At 41.5% G+C, this 14,987-nt stretch carries 14 protein-coding genes; 8 read left to right on the top strand and 6 right to left on the bottom strand.

Annotated elements, in window-relative coordinates; all coding sequences use genetic code 11:
- Window positions 1-544: 544 nt before the first annotated feature.
- On the top strand, window positions 545-1,648 hold the full coding sequence (locus tag IEV27_RS09545) for an NADH:flavin oxidoreductase (protein ID WP_188377227.1): 1,104 nt from the start codon (window positions 545-547) through the stop codon (window positions 1,646-1,648).
- Between the two features lie 301 nt (window positions 1,649-1,949).
- Here IEV27_RS09545 and IEV27_RS09550 read toward each other — a convergent pair whose 3' ends face one another.
- The gene (locus tag IEV27_RS09550) at window positions 1,950-2,828 is read right to left on the bottom strand and encodes an alpha/beta hydrolase (protein WP_188377228.1); all 879 of its coding nucleotides are present in this window, start codon (window positions 2,826-2,828) and stop codon (window positions 1,950-1,952) included.
- Between the two features lie 159 nt (window positions 2,829-2,987).
- Here IEV27_RS09550 and IEV27_RS09555 point away from each other — a divergent pair, with 159 nt between their 5' ends.
- Window positions 2,988-4,061, top strand: coding sequence for a glycosyltransferase family 2 protein (locus tag IEV27_RS09555; RefSeq protein WP_188377229.1), 1,074 nt, complete (start codon window positions 2,988-2,990; stop codon window positions 4,059-4,061).
- A gap of 97 nt (window positions 4,062-4,158) precedes the next feature.
- Here IEV27_RS09555 and IEV27_RS09560 read toward each other — a convergent pair whose 3' ends face one another.
- From IEV27_RS09560 to IEV27_RS09575, 4 genes are all read right to left on the bottom strand, one after another.
- On the bottom strand, window positions 4,159-4,689 hold the full coding sequence (locus IEV27_RS09560; RefSeq protein ID WP_188377230.1) for a hypothetical protein: 531 nt from the start codon (window positions 4,687-4,689) through the stop codon (window positions 4,159-4,161).
- A gap of 505 nt (window positions 4,690-5,194) precedes the next feature.
- Window positions 5,195-6,109, bottom strand: a complete 915-nt coding sequence (locus IEV27_RS09565; protein WP_188377231.1) for a hypothetical protein — start codon at window positions 6,107-6,109, stop codon at window positions 5,195-5,197.
- A 144-nt stretch (window positions 6,110-6,253) separates the two neighbouring features.
- Entirely contained in the window at window positions 6,254-7,666 is a 1,413-nt protein-coding gene (locus IEV27_RS09570) for a Na+/H+ antiporter NhaC family protein (RefSeq protein ID WP_188377232.1), read from the bottom strand.
- A gap of 99 nt (window positions 7,667-7,765) precedes the next feature.
- The gene (locus tag IEV27_RS09575; protein WP_188377233.1) at window positions 7,766-8,182 is read right to left on the bottom strand and encodes a VOC family protein; all 417 of its coding nucleotides are present in this window, start codon (window positions 8,180-8,182) and stop codon (window positions 7,766-7,768) included.
- Between the two features lie 118 nt (window positions 8,183-8,300).
- Here IEV27_RS09575 and IEV27_RS09580 point away from each other — a divergent pair, with 118 nt between their 5' ends.
- The 4 genes from IEV27_RS09580 (at window position 8,301) to IEV27_RS09595 (ending at window position 11,633) form a co-directional block, all read left to right on the top strand.
- Window positions 8,301-8,690 (top strand): hypothetical protein, encoded by a 390-nt coding sequence (locus tag IEV27_RS09580; protein ID WP_188377234.1) that lies wholly within the window; start codon window positions 8,301-8,303, stop codon window positions 8,688-8,690.
- 68 nt (window positions 8,691-8,758) lie between these two features.
- Window positions 8,759-9,214, top strand: coding sequence for an SRPBCC family protein (locus IEV27_RS09585; RefSeq protein WP_188377235.1), 456 nt, complete (start codon window positions 8,759-8,761; stop codon window positions 9,212-9,214).
- A gap of 121 nt (window positions 9,215-9,335) precedes the next feature.
- Window positions 9,336-10,475, top strand: a complete 1,140-nt coding sequence (locus IEV27_RS09590; protein ID WP_188377236.1) for a DEAD/DEAH box helicase — start codon at window positions 9,336-9,338, stop codon at window positions 10,473-10,475.
- A gap of 426 nt (window positions 10,476-10,901) precedes the next feature.
- On the top strand, window positions 10,902-11,633 hold the full coding sequence (locus IEV27_RS09595) for a CAP domain-containing protein (RefSeq protein WP_229735072.1): 732 nt from the start codon (window positions 10,902-10,904) through the stop codon (window positions 11,631-11,633).
- A 37-nt stretch (window positions 11,634-11,670) separates the two neighbouring features.
- Here the strand turns inward: IEV27_RS09595 and IEV27_RS09600 are convergent, their stop codons facing one another.
- Complete coding sequence (locus IEV27_RS09600) at window positions 11,671-12,291, bottom strand: hypothetical protein (RefSeq protein ID WP_188377238.1); 621 nt, start codon at window positions 12,289-12,291, stop codon at window positions 11,671-11,673.
- A 256-nt stretch (window positions 12,292-12,547) separates the two neighbouring features.
- Here IEV27_RS09600 and IEV27_RS09605 point away from each other — a divergent pair, with 256 nt between their 5' ends.
- Window positions 12,548-13,510 carry a Gfo/Idh/MocA family protein gene (locus IEV27_RS09605; RefSeq protein ID WP_188377239.1) on the top strand — a complete coding sequence of 321 codons (963 nt, stop codon included), beginning with the start codon at window positions 12,548-12,550 and terminating at the stop codon, window positions 13,508-13,510.
- A 38-nt stretch (window positions 13,511-13,548) separates the two neighbouring features.
- Entirely contained in the window at window positions 13,549-14,970 is a 1,422-nt protein-coding gene (locus IEV27_RS09610; RefSeq protein WP_188377240.1) for an amidase, read from the top strand.
- Window positions 14,971-14,987 lie beyond the last annotated feature (17 nt).

A 14,987-nucleotide genomic window follows, 5' to 3' on the forward strand; every position in this document is an offset into this window, starting at 1 on the left:
TGCTCTTTTTAATCTCAACAGTGTAGACTTTTCTTGCATTATGAAGAGAGAAGGGTTCTAGGAAACGACTCCCTTTCCAGGGGCGAATGGTGTGCCTCCTCAGGCTTTATCAGCCTTCCGGGGTCACACCTTATTCGTATCTCCTCTAGGAGTGTCATCGTTACCTAGAACCCTTTTTCAATAAAATTCACTAGTAGCAATGGTTCCGTTTAGCCTCATCATATTGAAAGGAACGGACAAAGTGCCGACTCCTGCGGGACGAGCAGACAGGAGAAGCCCCGCAGGTCGCAGACCGAGGAGATTTTCCGTCATGCCTCGCAGAAAGCGGCGCTTTTTCCTGTTCCTTTTCTCCATACCATAGGAAGGAACCACTCTATAATTTCATATTAAATCCGTCTATGTTTTTCGACAGCCTGAGGACGATGATACGTCCTTTTACTAAATTTTTTTATAATGAATGAAAACAATTGATAAACAGATATCTTTTCTTCCTCGAGGGTGTTTGAAATAATACGTATTGGACCAATAAAGAGGAGGACCTAAAATGAGTAATACAAATAGATCTATTGAACCGTTATTTCAAACATTTGCGAATGAAAAAATAAAATTATCAAATCGAACAGTAATGGCCCCAATGACACGTGGATTCTCACCTGAGGGAGTACCTGGAGAAGATGTGGCAGCCTATTACCGGCGCCGAGCTGAAAATGGAGTAGGCCTTATCGTTACAGAAGGGACAGGGATTAATCACCCGGCTTCTGTGTCAGGTGCTAGTATTCCGGTTTTTTATGGAGAAGACTCATTGAATGGTTGGGCCAATGTGGTGAAGCAAGTTCATAAGGCTGGCGGAAAAATTGTGCCACAGCTTTGGCATGTGGGGATGACCCGTGAAAAGGGAGACCTTCCAAATCAAGAAGCCTTACCTGTTGGACCATCAGGTCTGAGCTTGGACGGCGAAAAAGTAACGGAGCCAATGACAGAAAAAGAGGTTGTCGAATTGGTAGAAGCTTATGCTCAAGCAGCGGCTGATGCAAAACGACTCGGTTTCGACGGGATTGAAATTCACGGAGCACATGGTTATTTAATTGATCAATTCTTCTGGGAAAAGACAAATCAGCGTAAGGATCGTTATGGCGGAGATCTCGTTGGACGAACGCAATTTGCAGTTGAAGTGATCGAAGCGTGCCGTCGGGAAGTAGGCCCTGATTTTCCAATCATTTTCCGATTTTCCCAATGGAAAATGAATGATTTCAAAGCTAAGCTTGCTGAAACACCGGATGAATTGGAGCGTTTCCTACAGCCTCTGGTAGAAGAGGGGGTAGACATTTTCCACTGTTCTACCCGTCGATTTTGGGAGCCGGAATTTGAAGGTTCTGATTTGAATTTAGCAGGGTGGACAAAGAAACTAACGGGTAAACCCGTGATTTCTGTTGGCTCCGTAGGACTTGATGGAGAATTTACAAGCTTTTCCGGTGCCAACACAACTAGTTTAGATGGTCTTATTAAAAAACTAGATAAAGAAGAGTTTGATCTGGTAGCTATTGGACGTTCTCTATTAATGGATCCCGAGTGGGTAAAGAAAGTGTATGAGGGCCGAGCAAATGATTTATTGTCTTTTAATAAAGAAGCACTTCAAAAGTTATACTAGTCTTCAATAGTTGAACACCGGCCATCTATAAAAAAGCAGGTACTCCTCCAGTGAATGTTATTGGTGGGATACCTGCTTTTTTGTTTGTTAAATTTCAGTATTGGTTGGACGTTCAATTAAGTTCGGCACGTCCTCAAAAAAGCCGAAGTAGTTCTAGAGTGCCGACATCGAAAGACCCTGCGTCGTGCAAGGCAGCGGAAAGCACCTCTTTTTTTTCGCAAAAGTAACGGAACCTCACTACACTGTTCTCGAAATATCAACACCAACTTTTAACGCATCCATTGTGTAAAGGTAGTTTTACCTAAGATCGATACGCTTTTCTTACTTCCTCTTCAATCAACGCCCATGCTTCTTCAGCCTTTTGTTTTGGTCCTAAATGTGTAAAGGCATGGGTGCAGTTTTCGAACACTTCATGCCGGACTGGTACGCCTGCATTCTTCAATTTCTCTGCATATCTTCCGGCCTCTGGGTTAAAAGCATCATACTCTCCCACAATGACTAGAGCATTTGCTATACCTTCAACATTTTCAGCTAATACGGGAGATGCGAACGGATGCTCAGCCTGCTCTTGACCTGGTACATAACATTTGTTTAGAAAGTTTGCCACCTGAGGAAATTTCGCTCGCCTCGGGTCGGGCTCTGGTTTGTCTGCATGTGGAGTGACGAAATCGAGCATCGGGTAGCAAAGAACCTGAAGGGTGGGTTGAGGAGCCTGGCGCTCTTTTAATAATAAGCAGAGCGCAGCTGCAATATTGGCTCCAGAACTTTGCCCGCCGATGGCTATTCTTTCAGGATCGATGCCGAGAGAGCCGGCATTTGCTCTGATCCATTGAATGAGTTCATAAGCCTGCTCAACAGGCTCTGGAAAAGGATGTTCCGGGGCCTTTGCGTAATCAACATTTACAACCATGCTGCCAGTGTGGTTAGCTAGCTGCCGGCAATAGGGATCATCCATTTCTTTATCGTTCATAATAAAAGCTCCGCCGTGAAAATTCATATATACGGGCAGTTTTTTAACTGATGTTCCTAACGGATAATAGCAGGAAACATATGTATCTTTTACGCTTGTTTCGATCATGATTTCTCTTATTTCTTTCACCTCTTGGCAAGGAACCATAGGGGCTTTTTTTTCCTGATTGGGTAAAAGGCGAAGCGATCTTGCAACAATATGAGTAAGCATGTACATCCCTCTTTTTTATTTTTACTTGTACCCACTATCCTGCCGATGTAATCGGAAATGCTCCTTTAGTTTTTTGAGTAAGGGAACAGAAAAAAGGGTACACGAATAACAAATACATAGATTTCATGACTAAACTGAAAAAGTATGAGGTGAGTCGCCATGTGGTTTATGATTACGGCTGTCGCAGCTACACTTTTACTTTTTGGGAAGAGGGTTTCTTTCCCTATCCAAAAACAGAAAAGCACATCGTCGTATTCAATTATTATCCCTGCCCGAAATGAAGAAAAGAATTTGAAGCGGCTGCTTACGTCCATTCTTGACGATGAAAATGAAGATAGAGAAGTGATCGTAGTTGATGATCATTCAGAAGATCGAACGCGAGAAACTGCTGAAGCCTATGGAGTAAAAGTCATAAGCAATCCTCCTTTGCCTGAAGACTGGATGGGGAAATCGTGGGCCTGCTATAACGGTGCCAAAGAAGCCAAAGGTACATCTTTGGTGTTTCTTGATGCGGACACGTGGTTTTCTCCCGACGGTACAAATAAGCTCATTCAATACTTAGAAACAAAGGGACAGGACGTTTTAATTACGGTTCATCCTTACCATTACATGAAATCTTTTTGGGAAAAGCTTTCTGCTGTCTTTCACTTAGTTGTGTTTGCTTCATCAGGAATTACTACAATCTTTAGAGATCAAATCGGTACAAGGGGAGGGTTCGGTCCTTGCTTACTCATTAAAGCCGACACCTATTGGGAACTGGAAGGGCACCACGCTATTCGTAGTGAAATTGTGGAACACCTTGCACTGGCTAGGCGGGCTGAATCAAAAGGCATTAGAACGTATGCGTTTAGTGGCAAAAGGGTTGTCAATATGCGTATGTATGAAGCAAGCCTGAAAGCAGTCATAGAAGGATGGTCGAAAAGCTTTGCCTCTGGAGCGAAAACCGCATCGCCGTGGATGACAGTAGCGAATATTGTATGGATTACAGCTATTGTTTCTTACCTTATTAATATACCTGAAATGGGCTGGTGGAGTGTAGTTGGCTATCTTCTTCTTGCTTTTTGGCTGTATCGAGTCCTGCAGGATATTGGGAATTTCCGCTGGTATGATGCTCTTCTTTTTCCTTTGCATTTTATCTTTTTTGTTATTTTATTTGCCTATTCGCTCTTGAAGACATTTTTGTTTAAACAAACGACGTGGAAAGGACGTAATATTACAGGAAAAAAGAAATAGAGACGAAGTAAAAAGACAAGGGTTCTTTTTTCGTTAATAAAAAAAGCTGTAGAAAAACAGATGGTTTCTCTACAGCTTATCCTCCTGATCATGTTCTCTATTTAAGTTGAGGGCGTTCGTTAACCTGCTCTTTAATCTTCTCCGGATCAAACTCCTTTAGAGAGGATGATTCAGGTGGAAAGGGCATAAACTCCTCATCCCTTTTTAATTCGGGATGGGTGTGTTTCCCTGAGGACTTATATCTTATATGAAACTCTTCTTGAAATTCAGGGACCTCATGGGGTGAAGACGCCTGTTTCATGCCAGATATCCATGTCTCGAAATTATAAGTCCCTCTATCAATAATTTCACACAGATCTTCTAGGGATAAGGTCAATTCCGTTAAACAATCCAATCCATTCCTTAAGATAATACCTCTTTCTTTGGCTTTCTCAATAGAGTGTTCCAACCTGTAAGGCGTGTCCTGATAATGAAATTCAATAAAGCAGCTGCTGCGATCCCAATTAAAATTAAAATCCTCAATTTTTAAACGCTTGATCACCCTTATAAGCTTTCTTTCGCAAATATATTGTTCTTTGTGCGGCATCCACTTGTATAAAACGTTCTTAAACATACCTTTTTTAAACATAATATTCACCTTCCTATTTTTGTGACTAATGTGAGGGCGTAACCTTATACTAATGACTTCTACAAAATAAATAAAAACCCTGTTTTAATCGTTTTACAATTACTGATATTTTTTTACAAAATGAACCATGATTCGACCTTTGGCCAAATAAAAAGATCAGAGCTGCTTGAGCTCTGATCTTCAGCTTGTAGAGAAACTTTAGTTCTCTTTTTTATCTCAACAGTATAAACATTACTTGCATGAGGGAAAGGAAAGGGTTGTAGGAAACGAATCTCTTTCCAGGCCCTACACGACGTGGGGGCGTTTAATGTTGGCACGTGATGTGCCGAACGTAATCGAACTTCCTTTGTATATACGCAGATCATTAGCGAAGTATTTTGACGAAGCGATGGTGTAAATTCTCTTTCACATAAATCATCCGAACGGATTTCTTCAGAAGCGTTCGGATTAATTTATGCTTTATTCAGTTTTGTCCCAGCCTATTCTTTTCATGGGAGAGGATGCTTTATTTCAACTCTTCATAATAAGTATGCACGACAGCAATGATCGTTCCAAGCGTCTGGCCTTTAAAATCGTCTGGTACAGACTCACCAGTCGGGTGGCTGTAATAAAAGGCCTCCACCTCTTCGTTATAACTAAAACCTATGTTCTTAAGTGCTTCTTGGAGCTCCAAAGGCAGTTCAGTTAAACCAGTATGCTGCGTAAAGTAGTCAGTTGGATACACCCAAACATCAACGTCGGTTATCCCTGTATGAACGACGAAAAGATCACGCTCATATTGAGAGATCCACTGTTCTTTAGAAAAGAGGGATACGCCGGTGCCTTCCAAACCAGAGATCCCGTCTAAATTAATTCCGAAGATCCCATTGATTATTGTTCGTATATCTGGTCCCGACATCTTTTTTCTGAACGATTGAACATACAAATCCATCACTTCTACTTTTGACAGGTTCATGATGTAATCCTCATTCACTTTGTGTAAATCCAGCGCCTCTTTAACACCTTTCACAATTTCATCCGGGTACCCGTTAGCATTACCAGCCCCTAGGTCAGACACGGCATCCAAATCAATACCGTAGATTTGATTGACGATACGGCGGACTTCTTCAGGTGAGATTTTTTTTCCGTAATGACCTAAGTAACTGTCCATCACATCGACCTTACTCATCGTATCGATCTTCCCTAGTGCTTCAGAGAAAGAAAGCGGACCTCGTGTCTCTTTTCTTAAGTCCTTATATACACCTTCTACAATCTCTTTTGGATACTTAAGGTCTTCCGCATTCTCTTGTGCTAGCTCATGCTTCCAGCTTGCCGCCTGTACTTCAATAGGAACTGTGGATATTGAACCCCCTGTTCCAATTATGAGGAACGCTGTCATCATGATAAGCGACTTCTTACATTTTCCTAATAATAACTTCATCGTTCACCCTCCAACTATTAATATGAGGTCTTCGTCTGAATGTAAGCTCTATGGTCTATATCGGCCAAAATTCCTAGATGTGAAAGCTAATTAGACTATACGACACTTACAAACGAATTAAGAGGGTGTGATTTGTACTAAAACCTAAACAAAGAAAGATAATACGAGATATCCTGCGGCAGCAACACCCGCAGCAATTAATGCCGGCTTTAACTTGAATTTTGCATATTCTATCGTATTTAAATTTAAAATACCTGCAGATGTATTCGTGTCATCACTTAAAGGAGAGGAAAAGGCACCGAATGTACCGCTTGCAAACACGGCTCCGATCGTAATTGGAAGCGAGCTTCCAGCTGTAACAGCAATGGACAGGGCAACCGGCATGAGAATCCCCCATGTTCCCCAGGCTGAGCCAATGAAATAAGATAACCCACAACCCACGACAAAAATAACGACAGCTACGAAGTTTCCGGGAATCCAATCGAACCACTCAGAGATGGTATCCGCAAATTCAAGGGCTTCGGTTCCCTTACTCAGCCCCCATACCATCGCGAGTAAGAGAATGACGTTCATCATGTCGTTTCCACCGTCTATTAAACCATCCATCATGCGTTTTAAATGTTCTTTTTTGAACTTTAAATAGACGACAAACCAAACGATCGTTACTACAACCGCTAAAACCATAGCGTCTAATACACCATCATTAATTAAAGCACCAAAACCAGACTTGCCATTTTCCACCCCTACCGCATACATAAAGAGGAAGGTGAGAGCAATGACACTAAAGAGAGGAATGATTAAGTTCCATGGTTTAGCAGGTAGATCTCGCATCACGGCAGGGTGGCAGTCCTCCCATTGATCGTCCTCTTCCTCTTGTTTTTCTTCTGGTGTTTTTTCTTTATCATTCGCTGGCTTTTTACTCTTATGGAAAAAACTCAAATAAAATCCAAGGATCAGCATAGCAAAAGCAAAAAAGTTAAACGGAATGCTCTGAAGAAAAAGAGTATAAGCATCTCCTGTTGCATCAGCTTGGTGTAAGGATAAATCTACAACCGAAGTCATGTACCCGACAAATGCTGTAGCGACAGGAATTAATACGACTAGTGGAGTAGCTGTGGTTTCAATGACGAAAGCAAGCTCTTGTTTAGCCATCGGGATTTTCTTGCGCATGGCCTTCATGACGGGTCCGATTGTCACAATTCGAAAGCTGGGAGCAGCAAAAGTACCTACGGAAGAAACCCATGTCAATATAAAAGCACCGCGTTTATTTTCAATTCGTTCTGTGGCAGCTTTGACAAAGCCTTTAATACCGCCTGACATCCGCACGAGTCCGATTAAAGCAGAAAAGGCGTATAAGAAAATAATAATTTTTAAGTTACTTTCGTCCGATAACCCTTCCATAATGAACTGCAGCGTTTTGATCATTCCGTTAAGCCAGTGGGGGTCCACAAGGTATCCAGCGACAACCACTCCAAATAATAGACTGGGGATAACCTGTTTTGTCCAAATTGCAGCAATAATTACAACAATAAAAGGAATGATTGATATAAAGTCCATGTTGCCACCTCTTCCATAGCTCTTGTACCTCATTAGCTTGAGTGAAGAGCAGGAATAGTATGCATTTTAATAATAAAAAAGCTAGAAGGAGCGTTCCTTCTAGCCGTTCGGATAGTCACAGTATTCAATAATAGTACCTTCTGTATCCGCAGGGTTTAAATAAATCAATCGTCTTCCGTGCTTATTCGTCCGCCGCGTATCCTCCATTACTCGCATGCCTTGTTCTTTTACTTCATTAATGGCAGCATCTAAATCGTCTACCCGGTAGGCAATATGGTGCACCCCCTTGCCTTTTTGCTTAATAAAGCGGGCAATAGGGGAGGTTGTATTATTGGTCGGACATAATAATTCTGTGCGATCACCTTCCACGTCCATAATCGCAATCTCACTTTCTACCCCCGGTGCTTCGCTGCGGTAACGGTCAATCATAGTGGCGCCTAAAACGTGTATATAAAAGTCGATCGCCTCATCGATCTGACGAACGGCTACACCAATGTGGTCAAGCGTCTTTTTCATTAAGATTCTCCTTCATTTAGAATGGCCTCATTTTATCATAGTAAATTCTTTTTTTGCTACGTGAGCAACTATGGTAACCTTTAAGGAGATGTTTTCCAGTTTTTGAGGAGTGGCTGATTTGTTTAAAATTCTCTTATTCATAGTGTTGCTCGCAGGGGTTTATAGTTTATTTAAACGGGAGACGCCAAAGCTGAAGTATCCAACTTACATTTACTTTCTCTCGCTGTCGATTGTATTTATGACAGGGCTCTTTTATATTTCTTCCAGCTACCAATTATATGATCGTCCGATAGAAGGTTGTTTTGCGGCTCTCTTCGAGTGGGTGATGAGTTTTGGTTATGCTTTTTTAATCCCAACGATCCTTTTATTGTTTTATAAACTTTATAAGTGGAAACCAGATATAAAAAATCTTTTTCTCATTAAAGGGGCAATCGCGATTACGATTGCTGGGTGCGGCTATGTTTCCTTATTCATCTTTATCCTTGCTTTTTATGGGTTCGCACCGTAAAAGAAAAGGAATTTGTTTAATCGTGACGAATTAGTTAGAGAGTATATCCGAAGATTGGAGGAAACGTTATGGCTTTCCTTGAAAGTACAGTTATTATTAAGAAACCGTTAGAAGAAGTTTTTCAAATCGCAACAGATTTTACAAAAAGTCCCGAAATCATGGATGCGGTTGTCGAAGTAAAACCTTTAACAGAAGGGCCTGTACGTAAAGGCTATCAATTTAGAGAAGTACGGGAAATTCGAGGGAGAAAGGCAGCCTCCACGATTGAAATAACCGATTTCGAGCAAAATAAATCCTACACCGCAAGCAGTGAGCAGAACGGCCTTGATCTCCGTTACCACTACACGTTCGTAGAAACGACAGAAGGTACGAAGATCGAATTTGTAGGAGAATTGTTTACGAAAGGGATTCGCAACAAGCTAGCTCAGCCACTGATCAAGAAAATCATTAAAAAAGAAGATGAAAATCATTTAGATAATTTAAAAGAGTTTATAGAGCAAGAGAGTGATAGTGGAAACCACTAAATAGGAAATGTTATAATCGAAGGACGATAATGTACGGAAACAGGTCTCGCTTTGTAAGGGGGGCCTCTTTTTTATTAATAATCGTCACAAGTGTCACCTTACGAAAAGGAGATTGAAAATAATGACTAACACCACTACACCTGTATGGCTGCAAGAAATGCTGCCATTTGCTAAAGCGGCTTGGAAACAATCGCAATTCTCACAGCCTACAACGATTCAAAATGAAAGCATTCCTCTTGTTTTAGAGGGGAAAGATGTCATCGCTGAAGCACCCACAGGAAGCGGTAAAACCCTTGCTTATCTGCTGCCTATGCTTCAGAGCATTGATACAAACAAAAAACATACGCAGGTACTTATTCTCGCTTCTTCTCATGAACTCGTCATGCAGATTCATCAGGAAGTACAAACTTGGTCGAAGAACAGTGGGGTTCAAAGTGCCACACTAATTGGCGGAGCGAATGTAAAACGGCAAATAGAAAAATTGAAAAAGAAACCTCAGCTGGTCATTGGTACTCCAGGAAGAGTTTTTGAGCTGATGCAAAAGAAAAAATTAAAAGCTCATGAAATCAAAACGATCGTCTTAGATGAGGCGGATCAGCTCCTCGTACCGGAGCACATAAAAATGGTGCAAAATATTATTAAAAGTACCTTGAAGGAACGCCAGATTTTGCTGTACTCCGCAACTTTGCCTGAAGAAGTAGAGAAGACAGCTTCAGAGTTTATGAAGTCGCCGAAAATTGTACGGGTGAAGGAAGAAGCACAAAAGCCGGATGTCGAGCATTTGTATATACCTTGTGAAGATCGTGATAAGGTTGAAGTATTAAGGAAATTAGCGCACACCGATCATTTTAAAGGACTGGCGTTTATGCGCGATATCGGTAACTTAAACGTATATGCGGAAAAGCTGCGATATAAAGGAATTGATCTCGGAGTTCTCCACAGCGATGCTAAAAAAGAACAGCGAGCGAAAGCTTTAAGAGGATATCGAAACGGGGAATACCACCTTCTTCTTGCTACAGATGTAGCTGCAAGGGGAATAGATATCCAGGACATTACCCACATTGTTAACTTTGATGTGCCTAAAGACTTTTCATCTTATGTTCATCGGGCAGGCAGAACCGCAAGAGTCGGTTCATCTTCAGGAGTCGTGATCTCCCTTGTTAATCCTGTGGAAGAAAAAAGATTAAAGAAAATAGCACGTGATCATGATTTTCCATTAATGCGGAGTGAAATAATTAAAGGGAAATTACAGTACCGCTAAAATGTATCTCGCTATTTTATATGGAACTCTGCTGTGGTTAAACTTCGCCTTGGAAGAAAACAAGACTGAGGAGAAGGCGAAGGGAAATGGTGAAACTCCTATGGGAAGAACGTACAGGTGAGATCACCGAGGGCAAAGCCCTAGGAAGCTCACCGTACGCCCATGGAAAGCGATCTATTTCCCGCAGCTTTTTGCTATATTTTTGAAAGAAACTGATGGATTTCTGCAGAAAGAAGCTTCTCTACAAGCTGAGCTCCCTATTTTATAGGGAGCTTATTTGTTTTAGATATAGGGTCGAAAGGGAATAGTAGAAATAATTGGTGACAATACCATAAGTTTTTATCATAAAATGAATGGAAATCCTCTAGACGTCAATCATTGGAAATGAAATACTGAATGGTAACAAGCATGAAGGAGTGGACTTGTATGCTTAAAAAATATGTACTTGTCTTTATTGGTGTGTTGTTTATGGTATCTGTTGCCACTCCCGCATTAGCTGAGCAAATGTGGAAGAAAGAAAATGAGGGAACAGCGACTTTCGAGAAATGGTCGATGCAAATAAAGGATTGGTTAGCCGAAAGAGATGTGACAGTGGAAGAGTTCGAATCCAACCTGAAGAATTTATTTAATCCTCAAGAGCTTCCTGCAACTGAAGATGGGCAGCCGAAGCAAAGAGAGCTGCATGAACAGTTGAAAGAGGAAGAAAATATTCAGGATGATCAAGAAGAAGCTTCGGAAAGTTCATTAGAGGCTGAAGACCCTTCACAATTTGAAGAAGAAGTGGTTGAGTTAGTCAATGAAGAACGCGCAAAAGAGGATCTAGAGCCTCTAGAAATGTACGATCGATTAAGCGATTTAGCTCGACTTAAATCACAAGACATGGCGGATAATGATTACTTTGATCATACGTCCCCTACCTACGGATCTCCTTTTGAAATGATGGATCAGTATGACTTCACCTATTGGTCAGCAGGAGAAAATATTGCAGCCGGGCAGCGTAGTCCTGAGCAAGTCGTTGAAGGTTGGATGAATAGCCCTGGTCACCGCGAAAACATAATGAAAGAAGACTTCACTCATATTGGAGTCGGATATGTAGAAGAGAGCGGCGACCGATATGGCACGTATTGGACCCAAATGTTCATGACTCCGCGAGGCTAAATTCATAAAAAAGACAGACGTCTATGTCTGTCTTTTTTTATGATTTTTTTTCAGTTGGGATGGAACGGATGTAACCTTCTACCGTTGGACGATCGATCTGTTCTTCCGATTGATACCACGCAATAAATAAGTAGAGCAAGGTGATGAGCATAACCGTTAACCCGGCAATCATAAAGCTGAGAGTAGGTGTGCTGTCGTAGTAAAGAAACGCCCCTTGGTGGTAGATAAAAAACAGGGAACAAGTGACAGAAAAATAAGCGACTTTGTCCGAATACTCTCTAGGTTTGCGAAAAGGACATTTTACGAGTAAAGGAGCCCAGTAAATCATAGAGCTAATGGTCAAGAGGAAGCCATGAATGATAAAACCAATAGAAGAAGACATTAGGTTTAAGAGCTCATAGCTCAGCAGAACACCAACTATAAAAATACTCATACTTAAAAGAAGCTTATGACTAAAATAAACCATCCAACGGAAGGAGTGCAAAAACCATAAGTGACGGGAATTCGCGAAGAGAATAGCAAGCGGAACTAAAAAAAATGCGATCAAACTGCGGATGAAATTTTCGATGAAGAATCCGTTTGTGTAAAAGAAGGTCATTGTACCTACACAGACGATTGCAATAAAAACAGGGGAGGAACGAAGTGAGGTGCCATTCACAATTATCATCTCCTAACGCTTTGCTTATAAGTTTCCCGATTGGACACGAAATAAACCGAGCATTTTGAGTAGTTTGAAATAAAAATAATAGGTAGTATAGTGCGGGAGGGGATAAACATCCTGGCTAAAGATCGAACGATATTAAACGAAGTTATACAACTCGTTCCATTGTCCATGTTGAAATAAGGTAATTAATAACAAATTAAAAACAGGAATGTTATAATCTTATGAAAAGCTAACAGGGAGGAAGATATTGATGAAATGGGGCATATTGAGTGCAGCCAATATAGCAAAAAAGGCTTTAATTCCAGCGATTCAACGGACAGAAGGTGCAGAAGCTTTTGCCATTGCAAGCCAGAGCGGCAAAGCAAGGGAGTTTGCGGAGCAGTTTGAGATTCCTCAAACTTATGAAAGCTATGAATCTCTTTTAGCCGATCCAAACGTAGAGGCGGTTTACATTCCCTTACCCAACCACTTACATAAAGAATGGACCATTAAAGCAGCGGAAGCGGGAAAACATGTCCTTTGTGAGAAGCCTGCAGCTATCCATCAATCGGATGTTAATGAAATGATTGAAGCATGCAATCAGAACGGTGTATATTTTCTAGAAGCATTTATGTACCAGTTCCACCCACAGCATCAAAAAGTAAAAGAACTGATAGATTCAGGGGTAATCGGAGATGTTAGTTTAGTTCGGGCAAGTTTTTCCTTTTACTTTTATCGGTCAAATTACAACATTCGACTTGATGCGGGTAAAGGGGGAGGAGCGCTCTGGGACGTTGGGTGTTATGGAGTCCACTCTGCTCTTCACCTCATCGATCAAGAGGTGAGTCGTGTGACAGCGACGGCCAAATTGGATGAAGAGTATCACGTAGATACCACTTCGTCTGCTTCATTATTATTAGAAAATGGTGTCATTGTACAGGTCGACTGTAGTTTCGATGCTGCGGCAAGAAACACATATGAAGTAATTGGATCAGAGGGAGTCATTACGGTTCACGATGCCTACCGACCTGATAAAAAGAATCATGAAGGAAAAATAACGGTAGAAAATGAGCAAGGCGTTAAAGAATTTGTTGAACAAGGGGATCAATACAGTCTCCAAGTTGAGAATTTCATGAAAGCTATTGTGAACAAAAAGTCTCTGGAAACGTACCACAAAGAAACAATAAGGTATTTAGGGGCTATGGAAGCTATTCAAGAAAAAATAAAGAAATAAGTTACGTACCACGAACTTTTTAAAGGAAGTGTGAATTAATGCTCAATGAACTTCGGAAGCTTGATGGATTAGCTCAGCTCGCACTCCTACAAAAGAAAGAGATTAAACTTAGTGAACTGACGCACTATTATCAACAAAAAATAAAGGAACGTAATCCTCACCTGAATGCAGTTGTTCATACCATTTTTGAAGATCTCCCTAAAGAATTTAATCCAAATGCTGGTCGATTTGGAGGCTTCCCTTTTTTAATTAAAGATTTAAATGCAGTGAAAGGGGCGCCTGTCTCGTACGGGTCCAAAGTAATGGAAGGGTTTATAGCTTCGTGGGACGATGAAGTAGTGAAACGCTACAAACGTGCAGGGCTGTCGATCATTGGGAAAACGAACACGCCAGAGTTTGGGTTTACACCAGCTACGGAGTCTAGCTTTTTAGGGTTTACTAAAAATCCTTGGAACGCTGACTTTTCACCAGGTGGATCTAGCGGAGGAGCAGCAGCGGCCGTAGCTTCCGGGATGATTCCATTTGCCCACGCAAGCGATGGGGGAGGTTCTATCCGAATTCCAGCTTCATGTTGCGGTGTGTTTGGCATGAAGCCGACGCGGGGCAGAACTCCTTTATCTATGCGCATTAATAGTGTCGCTGTTCACCATGCTGTAACTCGCTCGGTCAGGGATAGTGCTGCTTTATTAAACGTATTGGAAGGACCGCAAGTTGGTGATTCGTTTTCCACACCAAACGAAGAAGCACCTTTTGAAAAATTCGTAGAAAGAGATCCCAACCCTTTGCGAATCGCGTATATGGCTGATTTTGGAGATGTTATGAAGATCGAACCGGAAGTTCAAAAAGCGGTCGAATCAACAGCGACATTATGTGAAGAGCTGGGGCATCACGTAGAAATTGCTTATCCAGATTTTGATATCCACCGCTTTATGGAAGCTTACGTGATCGTATGGGTAGTAGGCGGGGCGATAGCTGTAAAGAATGCAGCTCGATTAAACGGAAGAGAAGCTAACTCGCATACCTTGGAGAAGCTGCTGCATACTCTTATCGACAAAAGCAGTCGATATACGGTTTTTGAATACGAAGAAGCCCGACAGTTTCTATTTGATGAAAGTGTGAAAGTTCATCACTTTTTTGAAAAGTATGATGTGTTGCTTCATCCCGTTAATTTAAAACCCCCTTTACCACTAGGGGAGTACAATGGAAATGAAAAAACAGTCGATGAGATATTACAAGTTTCCGCAAATTACGCACATTTAACTCCAATAGCTAATGTAACCGGACAACCAGCGATGAGTGTGCCGTTGTATTGGGGGGAACACCATTTGCCGATTGGTTCTCATTTTATGGGGCGTTTTGGAGATGAAGCCACGTTATTTCAGTTAGCTGGCCAGCTTGAGCGTGCACGCCCCTGGTTTCAGAGGTACCAAGAAATTGACGAGCGGCGCTCGACAAATTAAGTACTTGAAAATTAACG

Origin of the sequence: Halobacillus andaensis (genome assembly GCF_014636475.1) — a bacterium.
Taxonomy (GTDB): Bacteria; Bacillota; Bacilli; order Bacillales; family Halobacillaceae; genus Halobacillus_A; species Halobacillus_A andaensis.